The organism is Myxococcales bacterium, from assembly GCA_016716835.1.
Taxonomy (GTDB): domain Bacteria; phylum Myxococcota_A; class Polyangia; order Haliangiales; family Haliangiaceae; genus JADJUW01.
This window is the reverse complement of record JADJUW010000001.1, coordinates 2617275-2637083: the sequence shown is the minus strand read 5'-3', so window position 1 is coordinate 2637083 and position 19809 is coordinate 2617275. Positions and strand designations below refer to the sequence as shown.

20 protein-coding genes and 1 pseudogene are annotated in these 19809 nt (G+C 64.1%); 13 read left to right on the top strand and 8 right to left on the bottom strand.

Annotated elements, in window-relative coordinates:
• Positions 1 to 36: 36 nt before the first annotated feature.
• The 6 genes and pseudogenes from IPL79_11645 to IPL79_11620 all read right to left on the bottom strand — a co-directional run bounded on the left by IPL79_11645 (position 37) and on the right by IPL79_11620 (position 5822).
• Positions 37 to 810 (bottom strand): enoyl-CoA hydratase/isomerase family protein, encoded by a 774-nt coding sequence (locus IPL79_11645; GenBank protein MBK9071637.1) that lies wholly within the window; start codon positions 808 to 810, stop codon positions 37 to 39.
• A gap of 27 nt (positions 811 to 837) precedes the next feature.
• Entirely contained in the window at positions 838 to 1281 is a 444-nt protein-coding gene (trxA, locus tag IPL79_11640) for a thioredoxin (GenBank protein MBK9071636.1), read from the bottom strand.
• A 66-nt stretch (positions 1282 to 1347) separates the two neighbouring features.
• Positions 1348 to 2276: pseudogene (locus tag IPL79_11635) on the bottom strand (hydroxymethylglutaryl-CoA lyase).
• A gap of 28 nt (positions 2277 to 2304) precedes the next feature.
• Entirely contained in the window at positions 2305 to 2973 is a 669-nt protein-coding gene (locus tag IPL79_11630; GenBank protein ID MBK9071635.1) for an HAD family phosphatase, read from the bottom strand.
• A gap of 1484 nt (positions 2974 to 4457) precedes the next feature.
• Entirely contained in the window at positions 4458 to 5237 is a 780-nt protein-coding gene (locus IPL79_11625) for a YXWGXW repeat-containing protein (protein MBK9071634.1), read from the bottom strand.
• 198 nt (positions 5238 to 5435) lie between these two features.
• Positions 5436 to 5822: a TraR/DksA C4-type zinc finger protein gene (locus IPL79_11620; protein MBK9071633.1), complete on the bottom strand. Its 387-nt coding sequence runs from the start codon at positions 5820 to 5822 to the stop codon at positions 5436 to 5438.
• Between the two features lie 266 nt (positions 5823 to 6088).
• Here IPL79_11620 and IPL79_11615 point away from each other — a divergent pair, with 266 nt between their 5' ends.
• The 13 genes from IPL79_11615 to IPL79_11555 all read left to right on the top strand — a co-directional run bounded on the left by IPL79_11615 (position 6089) and on the right by IPL79_11555 (position 18117).
• A complete protein-coding gene (locus tag IPL79_11615) occupies positions 6089 to 6289 on the top strand; it encodes a TIGR04563 family protein (GenBank protein MBK9071632.1) in 201 nt (66 codons plus the stop codon).
• A gap of 143 nt (positions 6290 to 6432) precedes the next feature.
• The gene (locus IPL79_11610) at positions 6433 to 7218 is read left to right on the top strand and encodes an alpha/beta hydrolase (GenBank protein ID MBK9071631.1); all 786 of its coding nucleotides are present in this window, start codon (positions 6433 to 6435) and stop codon (positions 7216 to 7218) included.
• A gap of 328 nt (positions 7219 to 7546) precedes the next feature.
• Positions 7547 to 7954 (top strand): hypothetical protein, encoded by a 408-nt coding sequence (locus tag IPL79_11605; protein ID MBK9071630.1) that lies wholly within the window; start codon positions 7547 to 7549, stop codon positions 7952 to 7954.
• Positions 7955 to 8061: 107 nt separating this feature from the next.
• A complete protein-coding gene (locus tag IPL79_11600; GenBank protein MBK9071629.1) occupies positions 8062 to 8454 on the top strand; it encodes a PilZ domain-containing protein in 393 nt (130 codons plus the stop codon).
• A 196-nt stretch (positions 8455 to 8650) separates the two neighbouring features.
• Positions 8651 to 8860, top strand: coding sequence for a hypothetical protein (locus IPL79_11595; GenBank protein ID MBK9071628.1), 210 nt, complete (start codon positions 8651 to 8653; stop codon positions 8858 to 8860).
• Positions 8861 to 8960: 100 nt separating this feature from the next.
• On the top strand, positions 8961 to 9965 hold the full coding sequence (gap, locus tag IPL79_11590; GenBank protein MBK9071627.1) for a type I glyceraldehyde-3-phosphate dehydrogenase: 1005 nt from the start codon (positions 8961 to 8963) through the stop codon (positions 9963 to 9965).
• A 39-nt stretch (positions 9966 to 10004) separates the two neighbouring features.
• Positions 10005 to 11210, top strand: a complete 1206-nt coding sequence (locus IPL79_11585; GenBank protein ID MBK9071626.1) for a phosphoglycerate kinase — start codon at positions 10005 to 10007, stop codon at positions 11208 to 11210.
• 92 nt (positions 11211 to 11302) lie between these two features.
• Entirely contained in the window at positions 11303 to 13075 is a 1773-nt protein-coding gene (locus IPL79_11580; protein MBK9071625.1) for a diguanylate cyclase, read from the top strand.
• Complete coding sequence (locus IPL79_11575) at positions 12996 to 14348, top strand: serine/threonine protein kinase (protein MBK9071624.1); 1353 nt, start codon at positions 12996 to 12998, stop codon at positions 14346 to 14348. The genes IPL79_11580 and IPL79_11575 overlap by 80 nt, the downstream gene beginning before the upstream one ends.
• A gap of 94 nt (positions 14349 to 14442) precedes the next feature.
• Positions 14443 to 15723 carry a prepilin-type N-terminal cleavage/methylation domain-containing protein gene (locus tag IPL79_11570; GenBank protein MBK9071623.1) on the top strand — a complete coding sequence of 427 codons (1281 nt, stop codon included), beginning with the start codon at positions 14443 to 14445 and terminating at the stop codon, positions 15721 to 15723.
• A gap of 23 nt (positions 15724 to 15746) precedes the next feature.
• A complete protein-coding gene (locus tag IPL79_11565; GenBank protein ID MBK9071622.1) occupies positions 15747 to 16499 on the top strand; it encodes a triose-phosphate isomerase in 753 nt (250 codons plus the stop codon).
• A gap of 113 nt (positions 16500 to 16612) precedes the next feature.
• Positions 16613 to 17173, top strand: coding sequence for a preprotein translocase subunit SecG (secG, locus tag IPL79_11560; GenBank protein MBK9071621.1), 561 nt, complete (start codon positions 16613 to 16615; stop codon positions 17171 to 17173).
• Positions 17174 to 17205: 32 nt separating this feature from the next.
• On the top strand, positions 17206 to 18117 hold the full coding sequence (locus IPL79_11555; GenBank protein MBK9071620.1) for a diaminopimelate epimerase: 912 nt from the start codon (positions 17206 to 17208) through the stop codon (positions 18115 to 18117).
• Here IPL79_11555 and IPL79_11550 read toward each other — a convergent pair.
• Positions 18114 to 19067 (bottom strand): RluA family pseudouridine synthase, encoded by a 954-nt coding sequence (locus IPL79_11550; GenBank protein MBK9071619.1) that lies wholly within the window; start codon positions 19065 to 19067, stop codon positions 18114 to 18116. The two genes, IPL79_11555 and IPL79_11550, sit on opposite strands and share 4 nt — an antisense overlap.
• The gene (locus tag IPL79_11545; protein ID MBK9071618.1) at positions 19061 to 19606 is read right to left on the bottom strand and encodes an RNA-binding protein; all 546 of its coding nucleotides are present in this window, start codon (positions 19604 to 19606) and stop codon (positions 19061 to 19063) included. The genes IPL79_11550 and IPL79_11545 overlap by 7 nt, the downstream gene beginning before the upstream one ends.
• Positions 19607 to 19809 lie beyond the last annotated feature (203 nt).

Below are 19809 nucleotides of genomic sequence, written 5' to 3'. Positions count from 1 at the left end.
AGGCGCAGACACCGCCCTACGCGCAGCTGCCGCGCACTACTTGCCAGAGAACCGCGGCGGCCGCTTCTCGGCAAACGCGGCCAGCCCCTCGTTGCGATCCTCGCTAAACAGCGTCACCTCGTAACTCGCGCGCTCCACGGCCAGCGCTTCAGCTAGCGGCAGATGCAGCCCGCGCTCGATCGCGGCCTTGGCCATCTTCACCGACAAAGGTGCACACGCCAACAGGTCGTCGACGTAGCGCTGAACCAAAGCGGCAAATTCGCCGCGAGGGGCCACCTCGTTGAGCACGCCCATGGCCGCGGCGCGCTCGTTAGAAATGCGTCGCCCGAGCATGATGAGCTCCTTGGCCGCCGCCACCCCGACAATGCGGGGCAAGCGTTGGGTGCCGCCGGCGCCCGGCATAATGCCGAGGCGGACCTCGGTCAGGCCGACCTCACTGCCGACCACGCCGAGGCGAAAATCGCAAGCCAACGCGAGCTCGAGCCCGCCGCCATACGCCGAGCCATTCATCGCCGCGATCGTCGGTTTCGCTAAGCCAGCCCACGCATTGCACGCGCCCGCGATGGCCTCGAGATAGGGAGCGGTTTGCGCCGCCGTCACGCCCTTGCGTTCCTTAAGATCCGCGCCGGCGCAAAATGCCTGCTCGCCGGCTCCCGTGATGATGCAAACGCGAACGTCGTCATCTGCCGCCAGCTCCGCCGCAATCGCGATCAGGCGCTCATTGACGTCACGCGACAGCGCGTTGCGCGCATCAGGGCGATTTAGCGTGACGGTGGCGACGTGATCTTGCTTGGCAACGAGGACGCTCATGGCTCCCCAGCGTAGGCCAAGGCGACCCTAGGCGCGACCAAGTTCGTGGGATTCCGCTTGCAGCCAACGCTGCATTTCGGCGGCTGGCACCAGCCCGGCCTGTTGCTTCACCGGGCGGCCGTGGGAAAACACCATGAAATAGGGAATGCTTGAAATGTTGTATTGCCGCGCCAGGCCGGTCTCGACTTCGGTATTTACCTTGACCACCAGCGCGCGGCCGGCCATGGCCCCAGCTACTTGCTCAAGCTGCGGGGCCGCCATGCGACATGGACCGCACCACTCCGCCCAGAAATCGACCAAGACGGGCACCGTGGCATGGGCTACAATGTCGCGAAACTCCGCCTCATTTACATTCAGCGGCCACGCGGTAGCGCCCAACGCCGCCTTGCACGCGCCGCACACCCCCACGTTCGCCAGATGCTTGGCGGGAATGCGATTTTTTTGGCCACACGCGGTGCACGCTCGGATCATCGCTTCTATGTAGTCACGACGTAGCGCCGTCGCAAGGGCCATGCCCAACGGCCCGCGGCCGCAACGTCAGCCGTTTTTTTCTTGCTGCCGCCGCGCCCGCGCTTGCTTGCCGAGATGGGCCTTCATGTACTTAGACGGCAATTCGTGATCGACAAATGCCGCGACCATGCGCGAGGTTTCAACCAATTTGTCGAGATCAATGCCGGTGGCGATGCCCATCCCGTGCAGCATTGCGACCACATCATCGGTGGCTAAATTGCCCGCGGCACCCGGCGCATAGGGGCAGCCGCCGAGGCCGCCGGCGCTGGCATCAATCGTCGTAATGCCCATCTGCAACGCAACCAAACAGTTGGCAAGCGCGGTGCCTTGCGTGTCGTGGAAATGCACCGCAAGCGCCTCTGGCGCGACGTCGGCCAGCAGCCGTGTTAGCACGCGCGCGACTTGCGCAGGATTGGCGACGCCGATCGTGTCGCCGAGCGAGATTTGATAACACCCCATGGCGAGCAACTCGCGACACAGCCGCTGCGTCGTCGCCACGTCAACCTCGCCCTCAGGGGGCAACCAAACACCGTCGAAATATAGGCGCGCACGCGCATGCCGTGCGCCAGCGCGGGCGGCACGACCTCGGCGAATGTTGTCAACGCCTCGGCGATCGACTTGTTGATATTTTTTTGGCTATGCGTCTCTGACGCCGAGAGAAACACCGCAATCTCGCCGAGCCCCGCCGCCATCGCCGCCTCTAGCCCGCGTTTATTTGGCACCAGCGCCGAAAACACCACGCCGGGCGTCTTGGGCAACGCCGCGAGCACTGCCGGCCCGTCGGCGAGCTGGGGAATCCACTTGGGGCTGACAAAGCTCGTCGCCTCTATATACCGCACGCCCGCCGCGACCAGGCCCTCGATAAACCGCACCTTATCGGCGGTTGGCACCTGCCGCGATTCATTTTGCAACCCGTCGCGAGGCCCGACCTCATAGATGGTTACGTTGGTCGGCAGAGACAGCTGCACAGGGCAAGCCTACCCGCTAAATCGTCCATTGTCCCGCCCATTGGCGCAGGGCCTCTGGCGTGAGGTCATCAAGCGACGTCAACTGAATGTGGGCCGCGTCGTGACGATGGCTGGGATGGGCGCCGGCGCGCACGGCGACGACAAAGCACCCCGCGGCGCGTCCCGCGGCAATGCCGGGCTCAGAATCTTCCACCACGATCGCGGCGCTTGGCTTGATGCGCATTTCATGCAGGGCCTTGAGATAGCCCTCGGGCGACGGCTTGCTCGTGGCCACATCGTCGGCGGTAACCACGGCATCAAACGCCGCCACAAGATCTAGCAGGCGCAAGGCCTGGATGGCCTCCACCCGCGAGCTGCCGGTCACCAGCGCGCGCTTGAGGCCCGCGCATCTGGCAACCGCGGCCGCCGCGCCGGGGATTCCTGCCAGATTGGCCTCGGCGAAAACGCGCTCGCGCTCCGCGGCGGTAGCGGCAATCATTTGTGCGCGGCTCCAGGTCAACGCAGGATGCTTGGCGCGAAGATGCACGTCGATGGCGGCCCATGAATGGCCGACGATCTGCGCCCGATCCGCCTCATCGAGCGCGACGCCTTGATCGCGCCAGAACACGCGCGCCATAGCCTCGGCGGTAAGCGACTCGCTATCGATTAAGGTGCCGTCGAGATCAAAACAAACCGCCGCAAACATGTCCCATCACCGTAGCATGGCGCGGTAACGTTGGGGCATGAGGCATCTGAGCGGATCTTCGCGTCGCGCGCGCATGGCGATGTGCGGCCTCCTAACGCTTGGCCTGGCGCATGCATCCGGCTGCGCGAGTCGCCAGGTACGCCATGCGGAAATCTTGCTCGCACAAGGTGATCCAGACGCCGCCGCGACCGCGGCTGAGGCGCATCTCTTGCGGCAGCCCGGCGACCGCGCGATGCAACGCATTTTAGTCACGGCCTTGGCCGACGCGGAGCGCCGCCCAGAGGCGGTGGCGGCCTACACAACCTGGCACGCCGCGCATGGCCACGATCGCGTCATGCTCGATGACCTCGCGATGTTGACCGTGCGTTCGCGCCTCGGCGCCGCGTCACCCGAGGTGCGCATCGCGGCGATCAAGGTGGTGGAGGCGCTTGCGCTCGATGCCTTTGCCGACGACGTCGCCTTGCGCATGAACGATGGCGACGACGAGGTGGCGGCCTACGCCGCTATCGCCGTGCTGCGCGGGTATAGCGACAGCATCGCGGCCTTGCGGCATCTAATTACCTCAAGCAATGCGCGCGCCCGCGCGGTCGTCGTCGCCGGCATGGCGCGCAAGCTCGGCGCGCAGGCGGCGCCTTTGGTATTCGAGCGTGTCGCCGACGCGTCGCCGTTGGTGCGCGTCGAAGTCGCGCGCGCCCTGGGCCTAGTGCGCGACGCCACCTTCCGCGCGGCGTTGGTGAAGCTGACCGCCGATGCCGAAGCATCGGTCGCTGCGGCCGCTATCAGCTCGCTTGGCAAGCTCAATGCCTGCGCCGAAATCGAGCGCCTGCGCGGCGCAATGTTGCCGCGCTTGGCCACGACGCCAGACATCGTGATTCGCGCGTTTTTAGCGTTGCCATGCCCCAAAGACCCGCTCGCGGCCTCGTGGCTAACCACCGCATCAACTGACCCCCGCCTCGCGATTCGCCTCGCCGCGGCGCGTGCACCCTACGCGCCACCCTCGCTTGCGGTCGCCCTCGCGACGAGTTTGCTCGCATCCCCAGCGCCTAGCGAACAGCGTCACGGCCTTGCGCTGCGCGACCGCCTGCCATCGGCGCAGCAAGCTATGGTGCTGCAGGCCGCGCGCCGCCTCATCGACTCGTCCGATCCGTGGGTGTCGCTCGTCGCCGCCGACACCTTAGCGTGGGGCCGCCAGCCAACCGACGCCGCGCTTGTTGCCACCGCTTACGCGCGCGCGCTCGCTAGCGAGGGCGACGTCGCGATCGCCGCCGCGTCCGCGTTGGTGCCCCGCGGCGACGCCAACGCCATCGCCAAGCTCGAACGCTTTGCAAGCTCCGATGATATTGCCATCGCCACCCGCGCCATCAAGGCGCTGTCTTTGGCGCCAAAACTTTCGCTCGCGTTGCCAAGAGCGCTCGCGACCGACGACGAGCGATCCGTCGCCGCCGCACAATGGCATCTTGCGCTATCTAGCGCGTTAGCGCGGCTTAATTCCAGGAGCCGTCGATCCAGATGTACACGCTACCACGCAGCTCCCAGCGACCAGGCGACCACGTCTTTGAGGCTTGGGCCTTCTGCCAGCTGCCAGCGCGCCACGAATACTTGCCGTCTTGCCACACCCAGCGACCGGGTTGCCAGAAATAGCCCCTGCGCGCAGTGCCAACGCGTTCCGCTTGCGGCGCAGGCGGTGGCTGCGTTGGCCAGTTGCCCGGTGGCACGACAACGGTGCTCGGCCTTCCAGGTCGGTCAGAGACAACTACGGTTGCGGGCGCCGGTGGTGGGACGTACGTTGGAGGTGCCGCTACGGGCGCGCAGCGCGCCGTCGTGATCGAACCATCGGGACAACGGACCGTGGGGCTAGTGGTCGTACTGCTCACGCCTGGCCGATCCGATACGATGACCGTACCGCCGCCGCTGTGACCACCGCCATGGCTCGCGGCGCCGACGACCCAGCGACCTTCAACCCAATGCCAATTGCGGCCGCGGCGTTCCCATCGGCCTGCCTCCCAGGCGTAGCCGCCGCGTTCAGCTTCCCATCGACCAGCAACCCACACCCATTGGCCGCCGCGCCAATCCCAGCGGCCCTTGATCCATACATAGCCGCGGCGATGTGAGACTACTTCTTCTTGTGGAGGAGGCGGCTCGCTGTACGCGATCGACCCCGACGTGCTCAGGCGCGCGCTGCCAGAGACGAGGCAGCCGCTGAGGCCAGCGGCTAGGGCGAGGGCTAATGCAGAGAACTGAACGAATCTTGGTGCATGTTTCATATGTAGCTTCCTTTACGTAAGTCAGACGGACGGTGGCACGTGCGGCGCTAGGCCTTACGTGCATGTGAGATAACGTTGTGACGTCGCCTCGTGTCGCCGTATTCAATGACGAAGTATTCCGAAGCCTTGCAGGCGTGTCAATTGCGCCAGCCGTGATGTTGCGCACAACGGCGCGTCGCGCGCTCAGCGCCTATAAGCTTAGCCGAACGTGCGTTCTTCGCGCTCTTGCTCCTCTTTACAACGGATGCAGAGCGTGGTTTCCGGGCGAGCCTCGAGGCGCTTTTTGCCAATCGCTTCCTCGCATAACTCGCAAATGCCAAAGGTGCCTTGGTCAATCTTGCGCAGCGCCAGCTCGACTTTGGTCAGCAAGGACTTGTCGCGCCCGCGCAAACGAAATTCAAACGATTGCAGCGACTCGCTAGAGGCGAGATCCATCTCATCCGCGAGGTCGTTGGGGTCAAGCGTCATATCCTCCGTAAGCGTCTTGCGTGCCCGTTCCAGCACGCCCTCTCGCTTTTCTACGAGGAGATCCTGGAACTGCTTGAGTTCCTTCTTTGAGAGTCCTTTAGTCGCTGTTGTGGTCACTTAACGCGTCCTTCCGGCAAATTGCCGAGAAAATCGATGCGGCACGATAGTGACGAATTGTCACCGTGGCAACCCGCGCGCGCATGCGGGCTCACCATTTCGCAAAGAAATTCAACATTCGCCTTCCGACGCGCTGCGACGTAAGGGGTGGGGCCTAGGACCCTAAGGTGCGAGGTCCAAAACTTCTGTAAGTGGAACGAATTTCGTGGAGTACAGTGTCGGATAGCTTGACACAGTGAGGTCTGGATCGCGAAACTACTGCGGATATGGCAGGATCTGACAAACGCAAGCAATCCCTCTACTTCCCCGAAGACATGCTCAAGGAAATCCAGGAAGAAGCGAATCGCCAAGATCGCTCGCTTTCGTGGATCGTGCAAAAAGCATGGAAGATCGCGCGGAAAGAAATCATGAAATACCCGTCGGTGAATGAATTTCCCGGCGAGGAAGACGAGAAGGAAATCGCCTGAGCCAAGCGCGATACGTTGCGGCCGCTGACGGCACCGCAATTTATTGTGAAACGCTTGGAAATTTAGGAGCGGCCACGCCTCGCGGTGCGGTTGCGGCGTCGGCCGCGGCAGTTGCCCCAGGTGATCGCGCCACCCCAGCCATCTTGTTGCTCGATGGCATTGGCTGTGATGGCTTTATCTGGCGCCACCTAAAGGCCCATTTCGCGCCGCGCTTCGTCTTGCACCCGCATTATCGCGGGCATGGTAGATCCGGTCGGCCCAGCGACCTCGCCAGCGCGAGCGTGTCGCAGCTGGCCGCCGACGCCGAGCTCATGCTCGACAACTTCGGGGTCACCAAGGTCGTCGTGCTTGGCCATTCGATGGGCGTGCAGGTGGCGCTTGAGCTGGCGCGCCGCGCGCCGCACCGCGTGGTTGGCCTTGGCCTCTTGTGCGGGGCACCGGGGCACATGCTCGACGGCATGTTTGGCCGCCATGATTGGGATGAACGCACCAAGCAGTTGCAGGGCGTGGTGCAAAGGCATGCGGGCCTGGTGAAGTTGGCGTCGCGGTTGGTGGTGCCGACGCGACTGACGTTCGAACTCGCAAGGCGGCTGGAGATTCACCCCGAGCTCGTCGATTACGAGGATTTTTTGCCGTATCTCATCGGCATCACGCACACCGATATGGAGTTTTTTTTCGCGCTCTTGCGGGAGGCCATGGCGCACGATGCGACGGACGTGCTGCCAACGCTGCACGACGTCCCGACCGTGGTCATCGCAGGCCTGCGCGATCGCATGATCCACGCGGCGCGCAGCGAAGCGATGGCGGCACAAATCCCAAGCGCGCACTATGTCGCGATCGAAGACGGCTCGCACGTGACGCCCATCGAGCGCGCCGAGCGAGTGAATGACGCGATCGCGGCGCTGCTGTCGCGGGTCGAGCAAAACTAAGCTTGGACCACGTAAAATTTGTTCGCCCTTACTGAACTGGCGTCTTGAGCAGAATTCACGTAACTGCGCAAACGTATTGCTGTAATGCGTCGAAGTCGCAAATGCGCATGGGTGCGTCGCGAAGGGGCTTCAAGCCAAAAAATTGCCGCGCCGCGGTCGATGTATGATCATGTGAGAGTTCACTGCTAAGTTCAGTCTATGTCAGGAAAAAGGGGATCCGGAACATTGCGAATTTCCCAAAATATTTCTCGCAATCACCACCCAATTCATGCAACTTGCAGTTCGGCGCGGCTGCTCGCGCTGGGGAACAATAAGGAAAAAATCCGCTATGGAAACGCCATTGAATCGAACCTTTTTGCGACGTCCTGAAGACGAGACCGACGGACTAGTCGCGCTGCCACCAATCCATATCGTGCGCCAACGCTTGCGCACCACGGTCAAAGAATTTGCCGTTTCGCAACCCGGCCGTCGCGCTGCGGCCCTCGCCGCGGTGTGGATCGCAGCCACCGGTTGCGAAGCCGATCTAAACTACTATGACGCCGAAGAGGCGCTACGCACGTATCGACTCATCGAGTCGGAGTTGCGCGCGGAGCTACGCATCGGCCTAGGCCGCGCCATCACCAATGAGCCGCACCCGCCAACGCGCGCGACCATGATTCAGATGCTCGAGCATCTCGAAGAGCTTGAAGCTGCCGCCGTGGCGCCACGCCCAGCGCGCCGCCGCCGCCGCCGATAATCGTCTTTCAAAGCCCAGCATTCGGCGGCCATCTTGGCCCCGCAGGAGGCTCGCCGCGGCTAGCCAAGAACTGGCCCGCGCATAAACTCCTGCAGTAGGATGTCGTGGTGCAGCAACGGCAGCATCCGCGATTTTCCGTTCACTTGCCGCTGGTGATTGGTACCACCGGGCCGGGTACCGCACGGCATGCGGTGCGGACCAAGGACATTTCGCTCGGTGGCGCGTGCCTCCATGCAGATAGCGATTTTCCCGTCGGCACGGCCTTGACGTTGTATGTGCCTTGGCTAGGGCCAGACGGCCAGCCAACCGCGCATACCGAAGCGGTCACGGGGCGCGTGGTATGGATGACAAGAATTGAGCAAGAGTACCAGCTCGGTGTTGTCTTTGATGCGCATCCAGCAGCGGCGTCAAGGCGGTGTCTGGAGGAGCTATGCGGCACGCTCGAACGCAGCACTCCGGGACTTGCGCCGTTGCCCAAGCAAACCTTTGATTTGTCATAATGGCGCCTCGGTGTTGTGGGGCGTGGACCATTTCGTAAGGCGTAAGGATACTGCTCAGTCGTGTAGGTGCGCAGGAGGTTACGCAGCGGGTGCTACGTGGGCTCGCCATCGATCGCCCCGGACGCTGAACGGCGTCCATAAGTGGCTAGAATAATAGTCTTGGTCTTTGGCACGCGGCGTGCTTTAAGGCAGCTACATGACCGCGTCCACGCAAGAGCGAGCGAAAGCGATGAGCATTCTCGCACGCTCGCTCTACAAAGATCTTGCGGCCCAAGGCTACACGGATCGCGACGTCGTCTCGCTTGCCACCGCCCTGCTTGGTGAGGTGACGGATCGCGACGCACGCGCGCAACGCGCGCTGGACGACGCGGCAATTGCCGCCCCGCCGCGCCTCGCCGCGGTTTGATTTGCCGCCGTGCAAAGCGCGCGCTCGGTCCGTATTTGCCCGCGATGAAGGTGGCCCGGCGTGGGGCGATCGACTAGGCTGCGCTCGCTTGGAGGCAGACATGGCAAAGGTGAAAATTGGCATCAACGGATTTGGTCGAATCGGGCGCGGCTTTGCGCGTTGTTTGGCGGATCAACGCGACGCCTTTGACCTCGTGCTGATCAACGACCTGACCGACGTCGCGACGCTGCGGCACTTGCTGCAGCACGACTCGGTGCACGGCAAATACCCCGGGGTGGTTGCGGTGGATGGCGAAGGGCTGTCGATCAACGGCGATCGCGTGGCGATTTCGGCAGAAAGAGACCCCGCCAACATTCCGTGGGCGAAGCACGGCGTCGACGTCGTGATCGAGGCGACGGGCCATTTTACCGATCGCGAGAAGGCCGCCAAGCACCTCGGGGGCGCCAAAAAAGTCATCATCAGCGCGCCGGCCAAGTCGCCCGACGTGACCCTGTGTTGTGGCATCAATCTTGAGGCGTATGTGCCTGCGTCGCATCACGTAATTTCCAACGCCTCGTGCACCACCAATTGCCTGGCGCCGGTCACCAAGGTGCTCCACGAGGCCTTTGGCATCGTCTCGGGCATCATGACCACGGTGCATTCCTATACCAACGATCAACAAATCCTCGATTTGCCGCACAAAGATCTGCGGCGCGCGCGAGCCGCAGCGTTGTCGATGATTCCCACCACCACCGGCGCCGCCAAGGCGCTCAAAGAGGTGTTGCCGGTGATGGCCGGCAAGCTTGACGGTTTCGCGGTGCGGGTGCCGACGCCGAACGTCTCGATGATCGACTTGACGGTGCGCCTTGAGAAAGCCGCGACAGTCGCGCAAGTCACCGCCGCCTTCACGGCGGCCGCGGCGGGGCCGCTTAAGGGCATCTTGGCGGTAACCGAGGAGCCGCTGGTGTCGTGCGATTACAATGGCAACCGCCACTCGGCGACGGTGGATCTGCCGCTGACGATCGCGATGGGCGATCAGGTCAAGGTGATTGCCTGGTATGACAATGAGATGGGCTATTCACAGCGCCTCTTTGATCTCACGCGCTTTGTCGCGTCACGCCTGTAAGACGTTACGTCGGGCATCACGGTTAGGGAGCACGCGCGCATGGCACTACCCAACGGCATCAAGAACCTCAGCGAATTGCCCGTCGAAGGGCAGCGCGTCTTTGTGCGCGTTGACTACAACGTGCCGCTGACGCCAGGTGGCGAGGTGGCCGACGACGCGCGGATTCTTGCGACGCTGCCGACCCTGCAAGCGCTGCGTCAGCGGGGTGCGCGCATCTTGCTAGGCTCGCATCTCGGGCGGCCGGGGGGCAAGGCGACGCCGAAGTACTCGCTCGAGCCGGTGGCGGCCCGGCTCGCGGCCTTGCTCGGCGCCGAGGTGACGTTGGCTGATGAGCCGGTGGGCGATGGGGCGCGCAAGGTGGCGGCCGACGTGCGCGATGGCGAAATTTCGATGCTCGAGAACTTGCGGTTTGACGCGCGCGAAGAGGCCAACGACGACGATTTTTCCCGCGAGCTAGCCTCCTATTGCGACGTGTACGTAAACGATGCCTTTGGCACCGCTCACCGCGCCCATGCCTCGACGGCGGGGATGGTTAAGTACGTGCGCGAGTTTGGCGCGGGCCTGGTGATGGCCAAGGAGATCGAGGTGTTGTCGCACCTGCTCGGCAAGGTCGAGGAGCCGTATGTGGCGGTGGTCGGCGGCGCCAAAGTTTCCGATAAGGTCGAGGTGCTTGAGGCCTTGCTCGGCAAGATCGCGAGTTTGGTGATTGGCGGCGCGATGGCCAATACGTTTCTCGCCGCGCAAGGCCACGCGCTCGGCAAGAGCCGCGTCGAAGAAGATAAGCTTGCGCTCGCGCGCAATCTGCTGCGCAAGGCCGGCGAGCGCAAGGTCAAGGTCTATCTCCCCACCGACGTGACCGCGGCCGCGTCGCTCGACGCCACGAGCGGGCAAGTCGTAACCGTCGCTAAGTTTCCGGACCAGCTGATGGCGCTCGATATTGGCCCCGCGACGATTGCGACCTATTGCGACGTCTTGCGCGGCGCACGCACCATTTTTTGGAACGGGCCGATGGGCCGGTTTGAAACGCCAGCGTTCGCCGATGGCACCCTGGCGGTGGCGCGCGCGATGGCGGCGCACAAGCTTGCCTATACCGTGGTGGGTGGTGGCGACAGCGCCGCGGCGGTGGCGCAGGCGGGGCTGGCCGAGGGCATGACCCATGTCTCTACGGGCGGCGGCGCGTCGCTCGAGTTTATTCAGGGACTTGCCTTGCCGGGCATTGAGGCGCTGCGCCGACTCGACACGTAGTTGGTACCGACACTTATGTAGGTGGATTCGCGCACCCGAATTCGCGGCGACTCCGCGCACCAAGCCGAGGCGCGCGGGTTACAATTTTCGACGTGCCTCGCTTGATCGTGCTCGACCCAAGCCAAGCGGTCGCCGTCATCGCCGAGGAGCTTGCGGAACGGTTTCGCTATACCTTGCTGCACAACGTCTCGGTCAGCGATCAGCAACCCGGTGATGTCGTGTTGCTGACGGCGTCCGCCGTCGCAGGGCAGTCGCCGGTGGCCGCCTCGCTAGACGTCTTGGTGGACGCGCGCAAGGTGTTGCTCGGTGACCCAGAGCACGCCGCCAAGATTGCGTCGGCGAGCTCGCAGGTCGGGGCACACACGGTGGTGTTGTCGCCGTACTGGGTCGAATCATTTGCCGAGATCTTGGCCCCGGCGCCCGCCAACTGTGGCACCGATGTCGCGCGGGCACGCGCGCTGATGAGCGTTTCGGTCATGGACGTGACCGATGAGGCCACCCGCGAGGGCCTGGCGCGCGTCGCGCATGCGTTTCTCAGCGAGGATGCGATCGTGTGGTGGCGCGAGCAGGAGACCATGCGGCCCCGCACCGCGCGGCAACCCCCAGAGTCCGGTTATCGGACATCTATTGCGACCGCCGCGCGCATCGCCGCGGCGGCCGACTGCACCGTGGTGCTGGTTGTGGGCAGCGAGGTCCGCTCCGTGGCGGCGATCGCGCTGTCGGTCGGCAACAACGAGGTGAATGGGTTGTTCGCGGTGGTGGCAGATCGGGCGCGCCAATTTTCGCTGCAAGAGCGCGAGGATTTGCGGGCGTTTGCGCCGCGCGTCGCACGTGAGTTTTCATGGCGCGCGGGCTACCTGCGGCTCGTCGCCGAAGGTGACGGCCTGCGGACCAGCATCTTACATGACCCCCTCACCGGCATGCTGACGCGCGTGGCGCTGGAGCAGGCGTCGACGCAGGAAGTGGCCGCGGCGCAACGCCGGGGCGAGTCGCTTTCGTTACTGGTTTTTGACATCGTCGGGATGCGGCGGCTCAACCTTCGGCTCGGGCATAGCGTTGGCGATGAATTGTTGGCGCGGTTAGCCGCGCGCCTTCGCACCAATGTGCGCAGCAATGACCAAGTTGGGCGCTATGGCGGCGATGAGCTCGCCGTGTTGTTGGCGGGGGCCAACATGACCCAGGCCAAGGTCGTGGCCGAGAAGCTCTTGGCGGCGTTGGTGAGCCCGCCGTTCGAAATCGACGGCAACGTTATCGATCTCCAACTTCGCGCGGTCGTCGCGCCGATTGCCGCGGGCGAACGCAGCGGCGAGGCGGCCTTTGCGCGCGCGGCCGCGCACCTCAAGCAGGCGACGCCCGGCGTCGTGGTGGCGGAGATCGGCGACGAGCGCCAGAGCGGCGATGTCGGCCAGGCAGCGCTCTCGATTGGGGCGACGTTAGGCGGCACGTATCGCGTGCGCCACGAGTTGTCACGCGGCGCCATGGGCGTGGTGTATCGCGGCGAAGACATTGGCCTTGGCCGCGCGGTGGCGATCAAGGTCTTGCGTTCCGATCTTGCCAGCGACCTCGAGCTGGTCGAACGATTTCGCGCCGAGGCGGCCATGCTCGCGTCGCTGCGGCACAACAACCTCGTGCAAGTTTACGCGCTTGGCGAGCATGGGGGCGACGTCTACTTTGTGATGGAGTTGGTCGAGGGCCAGCCACTTTCCGACGTCTTGCGGAGCTTGGTCGATCGAGGTGAGTGGTTTCCGCCGGCCGCCATCGCCCAAATTGCGCTGGAAATTGGCGATGCGCCTCGACGCGATGCACGCCGTCGGGCTCATCCATCGCGACGTCAAGCCCGCCAATATTCTGCTCGATCGCGATAGCGATCGCGCCGTCCTCGTTGACGTCGGCGTCGCCGCGCGCGCGGGTGATCGCAGCGAAGCCGCCGGTACGCCAGGGTTCTCAGCGCCGGAATCATTTCTCGATGGCGCCGAATCACCGGCAACCGATGTCTATGGGCTTGGCGCCACCGTGTACTGCATGCTGACCTGCCAGCCGCCGTTTGGTATCGGCAACCTCGCCCAGATCATCACGCGGCAGCTGCACGAAGACTTGCCGCGGCCCTCGAGCGTTCGCACCCAGCTCAGCCCCGCCGTCGACAAGGTGATTGCCAAGGCGCTCGATCCGGAGCCCTCGCGACGTTGGGCATCGGCATCGGCCTTTGCGATCGCGTTGTCGACCGCGCTCGAGCGCCTCATCGCCGAAGAGACGCGCAGCCAATCAGCCTCTCAGCCTCCCGTTGTCGGCTTGCCACGCGATCCTGGCGCCCCTCGCGGCCACCGTGAATCCTCGGTGCGGCGCATCGGCGTCACCGGTGAAATTATCGGCGAAGCGACCGAGGTGACACCGCCCGTGCGTACCGGCCATATCGCCGCGGCCGCTACCATGCCCCCGCCGCTGGACGCCGCGCAACGGCTCGCGCATCGCGGGCGTATCACCGCGCCGGACAACCCATCGCCGCCCTCAGCCGGTGCGCCGGGCGAAGTGATGCTCGCGAAGGGCTTTGAGGAGACGGGGGCGTTTCGCAGCGCCCATCTTCGCAGCATTCACTTCCGCGTCGCGGCACGCGTGATCAGCCACAAATACGGCAGCGGCGTGCTGCGGCGCGTCTCGGATCGCGATGCCGGCATGGCCGCCTCGCTGCTGCCCAACGTCTCGCCCTTGGGCTGGGATGTGGTTGTCTTATTTGTCGGTTTGCTGCATGCGGCGGTCCCAGAGGCGGATCTTGATGAGGTATGTGAACTCATCGGGCGCGCCTCCGTGAGCGCGACCTTTGCCCAATTCTTGGGCGCCGAGCCCACCTCGGTGGCGCCCGAAACCGCGATGCGCGCGCTGCCGACATTTTGGAATCGCTATCATGACTGGGCTAAACCAACGGTGCTCGTGGGCCCGTGCCATGCGCAGATCGCCCTGGTCACCGATGCGATGGATCCGGTGATCGCCAAGATGGTCAGCGGCCAATTGCGGCGCATGTTAGAGCTATGCGGCGCGCGCCAGGTCGACGTCTCCCACCATAGCGACGCCACGCGCGCGGTGTATGAGGCCGCGTGGCTTGAAAACGGCGAACCTGCCGCAAACGCCGCCTCTACAACCTGATGTGCGGCGGCTTCGCACATGTCGTACCAAGCGCGACCTGGCACCGCCTCGCGGCGAAATCACCGCATGTCGCAACGGCACATGATACAATTAAATGATGTTTGAGCAGGCCTCGCACCCCGCGCCACACCGTAGCGGTTTTACGCTGATCGAGGTCATGATCGCTGTTGCGATCGCCTCGGTCGTGATGCTGTTTGTATTCAACATTCAATTTCGCATGACCGATTCGTTCGGCATTCAATCACGCGTCTCCGATCTGCAATTTACCCTACAATCAGTCCAAGCGATGATCGACCGCGATGCCAAGCAGGCAGGGGTTGGCATGCCCAACGGGTTTCGCACCGATTTTAACGGCGATCTCGACGGCGATGGGTCGCTCGAATTCCCCATCGGCTTGGAGACCAACGGCCAGCTAAATTCGGCCGTGCAGATCATCGACGGTGGCGCAGATGACGTCGATCAAGTTCGTTTCTTTGCCGCCGACCTCGCGCGGTCGCAGCGCGTCATTGACCCGTTATGCCCAACCCCTGGCGACTCCACGTTTGTGACGGTCGCCAACGATGGGGTCACCGCGCAGCCCGCCATCTTTACGGCCAATGAATTGGTCGTGGTCGCAAACACCGAATTCGATCCCGACGACGACCCTGGCACGTTGCCCATGGCCATCACCGAGGCCTGTGTGGGTCGAGTAACGATTACCACGACGGGATTTAGTTTCACCACGGATTCGACGCCCGCGTGCGCGCGCGTCTGCTTCAATCACATCGAAGCCGGCGCAGGCGCCGTGACGCGGGCCTATCGGCTAAACGTTTCGGCCTACCGCATCTCCACCGTAACGGTCGGCACCAACGTCGAAGGCGTGCTGCAACGCAGCGCGATGGGCGGCCTCATCGACGACTGGCAAGACATCGCGCTGGGGTTCATCGACCTGCAGGTGCAGGCGAGCTACGTCCGCACCAATAATTTCCCGGCGGCGGGCTTTGTGCCGATCGCGCCGGCATACCAGCCCAGTGGCTATGCCACCGTGGTGACCCCGTTTTTCAGCGAAGACATTGTTGACGTCACCTGTGACATCAACCAGGTGGGTTGCAACAACATTAATTTTCGCGTCGGTGGCCCCGTCAAAACCTTGCTCGCCGCCAATCCCTCTCCGGCCGGGGGTAACGACATCCAGGCGACGGATATTACCTTTCACCTCTTCGCGCAATCGATACGTGAGGTCGGCGGCATCACCGCGACCGAGCTGGTGCCGGTCGCCAATCGCAGCGCAAAGACCGCGTCGTATCTCGGAGGTGCCTGGCTCCCAACGAAGTCGCGCGCCATTCGCTATCTGCAGTGGAAATCTGATTTGCGTAATCTCGGCGTTGGGTACTAGCGGTTATTGGATACACTGGGGCCATGCGGCGGCCTTTGCTCATCGGAAACTGGAAAATGAACCACGGCGTCGCGCAGACGAGGAAGTGGTTTGAACAAGCCTTGAGCCAAACCTGGCCGCAGGAGGTTGAGCTGGCCGTGGCACCGGCGTTTACGTCGCTACCAGCCGCTGCAACGGCCATCGGCGAGGCGTCACGGAAGCACTTTGCGCTCGCCGCGCAAGCCTGTCATTTTGCCGCGGACGGCGCGTACACCGGCGAGATTGCGGTCGCGATGTTGGCCGAGCTCGGCGTGCGGTATGTATTGGTGGGCCACAGCGAGCGACGCCAGCTGTTTGGTGAGACCGATGAACTAGTTGCCCGCAAGACCGCGGCGATTTTGGCGGCGGACTTAGTACCCGTGGTGTGCGTTGGGGAAACCCTGGCGCAGCGAGACGGCGATCAAACCTTCGGCGTGATCGAGGCGCAGCTTGCGGCGGCGTTGCAAGGCGTTGCCGACATGAGCGCCGTCGTGATCGCTTACGAACCGGTGTGGGCGATCGGCACTGGCCGCACTGCGACGCCTGCGCAAGCCCAGGACGTGCACGCCCACATTCGCGGGCTCTTGGCAGCGGCGCAACCAACAGCGGCGGCGGCAACGCGCGTGCTTTACGGCGGCTCCGTCAAAGCGGCAAATACCTCGGCCTTAATGGCGGGGCCCGACATCGACGGCGCCTTGGTTGGCGGCGCGTCGTTAGTGGCGGCCGATTTTGCTGCGATTGCAGCCGCAATGACCTGACCATCATGTACTCAGGATTGGCCTATCTATTTATAATTACTGTTGAATATTTGTAGGGGCCGGGGGCGGCGAGGCTTGCACCCCTAGGGCGCTTGGGGTACAAACCGAGCCCTATGGAGACGCTGCTCATCGTTCTGCACGTGATCGTGTGCTTGTTCCTCATGCTGACCGTGCTGTTGCAATCAGGCAAATCAGGTGGCATGGGTTCGGCGTTCGGTGGCGGCGGCAATACCGCGAGCGTCTTTGGCGGCTCGGGCGCCAATCCATTTCTGCAAAAGCTAACAACATGGGCTGCGTGCATCTTTATGCTGACGTCGATCACGCTCGCGTATGTCGCCAGCAAGGCGAACAAGAATTTAAAAGATCTCGGCGCCGAGGCAGCCGCCAAGGTTTCCGCTGAAGATGAAGCGCTTAAAAAAGCCATGCAAGGCATCCAGCCCACAGCGCCGACCGAAGTACCTGTGGTCGATCCGGCGACCGCGCCGACAGTGACTGATCCGGCGGCGCCAGCGACCGCCCCCGCGGCCGACCCATCGGTACCGGCACCCGTCGCGCCTGCCGCGGCAACGCCTACCCCAGTTGTTCCCGCACCAGTGGCGGCACCGGCTGCAGCACCAGCACCAGCACCAGCGACGGCGGCACCGGCACCTACACCTGCACCAGTCGCTCAGTAGCGTCGCGGCGCGAAGTGCGCTACGCCTGATCCGTGAAAACTGCCTTCGTTAAGTATCACGGCCTCGGCAACGATTTTATCGTCGTCGATCTTCGAGCCGCCGCAGACGATTTGCGCGCCGCCGTGCAGACGCCAGCATTTGTTACAGCCGTTTGCGATCGCCAATTTGGCGTCGGCGGCGACGGCGTCTTGGCGATCTTGCCGCCAACGTCCAGCGGCTCGGTGGCGCGCATGCGCGTGCTCAATAGCGACGGCAGCGAGGCCGAAATGTGCGGCAACGGCATTCGCTGCGTCGCTCGCTACCTGCGCGAGGAGGCGGGCGTCACCGCCAACCCGATGGCGATCGATACTGGGGCGGGCCTGCTCACGTGTGACGTGACCACCGTCGCCGACGGCGCCGTGATGGTGAGCGTCGACATGGGCCGGCCGCGTTGGCTGCGCGGCGAGGTACCGGTGGCGGGGCCGAGCGCGGACGTTGCCGACAACCTCGTCGTTGATGTCGCCGGCCTACCACCGTCAACAACATTTGCCGCGGTCTCAATGGGCAACCCGCATGCGATTGCCTTCGTGGCCTCGCGCGCGCAGGCGATGGAACTCGCGCAGCGTGTCGGGCCCGCCATCGAAACCCATCCCATGTTTCCGGCGCGCACCAACGTCGAGTTTGCCCACGTGCGCGGCGCCCAGGCGCTCGACCTCGTGGTGTGGGAGCGCGGCTGCGGCATCACGCTCGCATGCGGCACGGGCGCGTGCGCCACCGCCGTTGCCGCTTGTCGCGCCGGCCTCACCGCCCCCGGGCTCCCGATCGCCGTGCATCTCCCCGGCGGCACGCTGCAGATTCTTGTCGAGGCCGACTATAGCCGCGTCACGATGACGGGTCCCGCGCAACGCGTCGCGCGAGGTACGCTCGAGGTTGCCGACATTCTTGCGTCGCGTCGCCCGGGCTAGGTTGCCGTCGACGCAAGCTCGCGCGCGTACGACGCGAAGTCATCAGGCGGCGGGCAGACGAGGCGCAGCGCCTCGCCGGTGGCGGGGTGCACAAAGCCGAGCACGGCGGCGTGCAACATGAGGCGCGGCGCGCGCGGCAGAAATGCCAAGGCGGCCGGCGAACCATACTTTTTGTCGCCCAAGACGGGCAGGCCTTCGCGTGCCAGGTGGATGCGAATTTGGTGGGTACGGCCGGTAAACAGCGTTAGCCGAAAGTGCGTTGCCTCTCCAACGCGCGCGATTACCTCGGCGTGCGTGCGCGCGGCGCGGCCTTCGATCGGGCTCTCGACCGTGAAGTCGCTGCGCGCGGAATGCCCGAGCGCCAAGGCTTCATATTGGCGCTCGATATCGTGGTCGGAAAAGCGATCGGCGAGCGCGCGATTGGCGGCGTCGGTCTTCGCAAAGACGAGCAACCCAGACGTGCCCATGTCGAGGCGATGCACCAACATGATGCGCGCGCCTCCCGCTGCGGTGCGCGCATTGACCTCGCCGGCCTGCGCCGCGGCCTGCTGCTGGCGCTGCCGCGCGCCCAAAAACCACAGCAGATTGCCGCGGTCACTTTCGGGCGTGGGCGCCGTGATCATCCTCGCGGGCTTGTTGACGACGATCAGATGTTCGTCTTCGAACGCGATATCGAATTCGGGCAGCTCGGCTTGGTGGGCCGCACCGCGCGTTACCGTGGCCTCGGCCGAGCCGAGATGAAGCTCCACCCGATCGCCGCGCGCGAGCACCCGGCTTGATTGCTTCACGCGCGTGCGATTGACGAAGACACCGCCTATCCCGATTAGATCTTTGGCGCGGCGTCGCGAGATATCGGGAAAATGGCGCGCGATCGCCTGATCAAGCCGCACGCCGACATCGCTGTCATCGGCAATAAACCGCATCGGTGCGGCTGCTGAATTGGCTACCACTCGCCGTCGTCTTCGTGACCGCGGCGCTTACCGCCGCCACCGCCACGTCGATCATCTTCTGGCTTAGGTCGACCGCCACCGCGAGGCTTCTTGTCGCCCCCACGTGGCCCGCCGGCATCGCGAAAGCCGCCGCTGGGTGGGCCGCCAAAGCCGCCGCCGCCCGCAGGCCGTGGCGCGCCGAACCCGCCGCTGCTAGGCGCACGTGGCGGCCCAAAACCGCCGCCGCCCGCGCCACCACCTGGCGCGCCGCCACCAAAGGTGCGCGGAGGCGGCCGCGGCGCGTTGGGATCGCGCTCGCGTGCTTCATTGATGCGCAGCGCGCGGCCGTCGAGGTCGGCGCCTTCGAGTTCCTGCATCGCCGACGCGGCGTCTTCGGGCGTGGCCATCTCAACAAACGCAAAACCTCGGGAGCGCCCAGTTTCACGGTCAATGACCAAGGAAACTTTGGCTACCTGTCGTCCATTGCTGGAAAACATCAGGCGAAGCGATTCCTCATTGGTGTTGTAGTTGAGATTGCCCACGTAGAGCTTCGTACCCATAACCTCGTAGTTCTCCTATTTGCCCCGTTGCCGTTGGTTGCCGCAAGCGCGACGAAGGTCCGCCGCTTAAGCAGCGTATCACAACGTATCTGGGCCAAATGCTAGCCAAAATGCACTTTCGTCGACCCAGCCATGTCCCGCCATTGTCTCGACGGACGAGCGCTGGGCCACAGGCACGCGGCAAGCTGAAGCAGGGTGGGATG

Bases quoted from the DNA above. Each gene is read 5' to 3' on its own strand.
- IPL79_11645 (MBK9071637.1), bottom strand. From the start codon at position 810: ATGAGCGTCCTCGTTGCCAAGCAAGATCACGTCGCCACCGTCACGCTA.
- IPL79_11615 (MBK9071632.1), top strand. From the start codon at position 6,089: ATGGCAGGATCTGACAAACGCAAGCAATCCCTCTACTTCCCCGAAGAC.
- IPL79_11565 (MBK9071622.1), top strand. From the start codon at position 15,747: ATGCGGCGGCCTTTGCTCATCGGAAACTGGAAAATGAACCACGGCGTC.
- IPL79_11545 (MBK9071618.1), bottom strand. From the start codon at position 19,606: ATGGGTACGAAGCTCTACGTGGGCAATCTCAACTACAACACCAATGAG.
- secG (MBK9071621.1), top strand. From the start codon at position 16,613: ATGGAGACGCTGCTCATCGTTCTGCACGTGATCGTGTGCTTGTTCCTC.
- IPL79_11630 (MBK9071635.1), bottom strand. From the start codon at position 2,973: ATGTTTGCGGCGGTTTGTTTTGATCTCGACGGCACCTTAATCGATAGC.
- IPL79_11625 (MBK9071634.1), bottom strand. From the start codon at position 5,237: ATGAAACATGCACCAAGATTCGTTCAGTTCTCTGCATTAGCCCTCGCC.
- gap (MBK9071627.1), top strand. From the start codon at position 8,961: ATGGCAAAGGTGAAAATTGGCATCAACGGATTTGGTCGAATCGGGCGC.
- IPL79_11585 (MBK9071626.1), top strand. From the start codon at position 10,005: ATGGCACTACCCAACGGCATCAAGAACCTCAGCGAATTGCCCGTCGAA.
- IPL79_11570 (MBK9071623.1), top strand. From the start codon at position 14,443: ATGATGTTTGAGCAGGCCTCGCACCCCGCGCCACACCGTAGCGGTTTT.
- IPL79_11605 (MBK9071630.1), top strand. From the start codon at position 7,547: ATGGAAACGCCATTGAATCGAACCTTTTTGCGACGTCCTGAAGACGAG.
- IPL79_11595 (MBK9071628.1), top strand. From the start codon at position 8,651: ATGACCGCGTCCACGCAAGAGCGAGCGAAAGCGATGAGCATTCTCGCA.
- IPL79_11575 (MBK9071624.1), top strand. From the start codon at position 12,996: ATGCGCCTCGACGCGATGCACGCCGTCGGGCTCATCCATCGCGACGTC.
- trxA (MBK9071636.1), bottom strand. From the start codon at position 1,281: ATGATCCGAGCGTGCACCGCGTGTGGCCAAAAAAATCGCATTCCCGCC.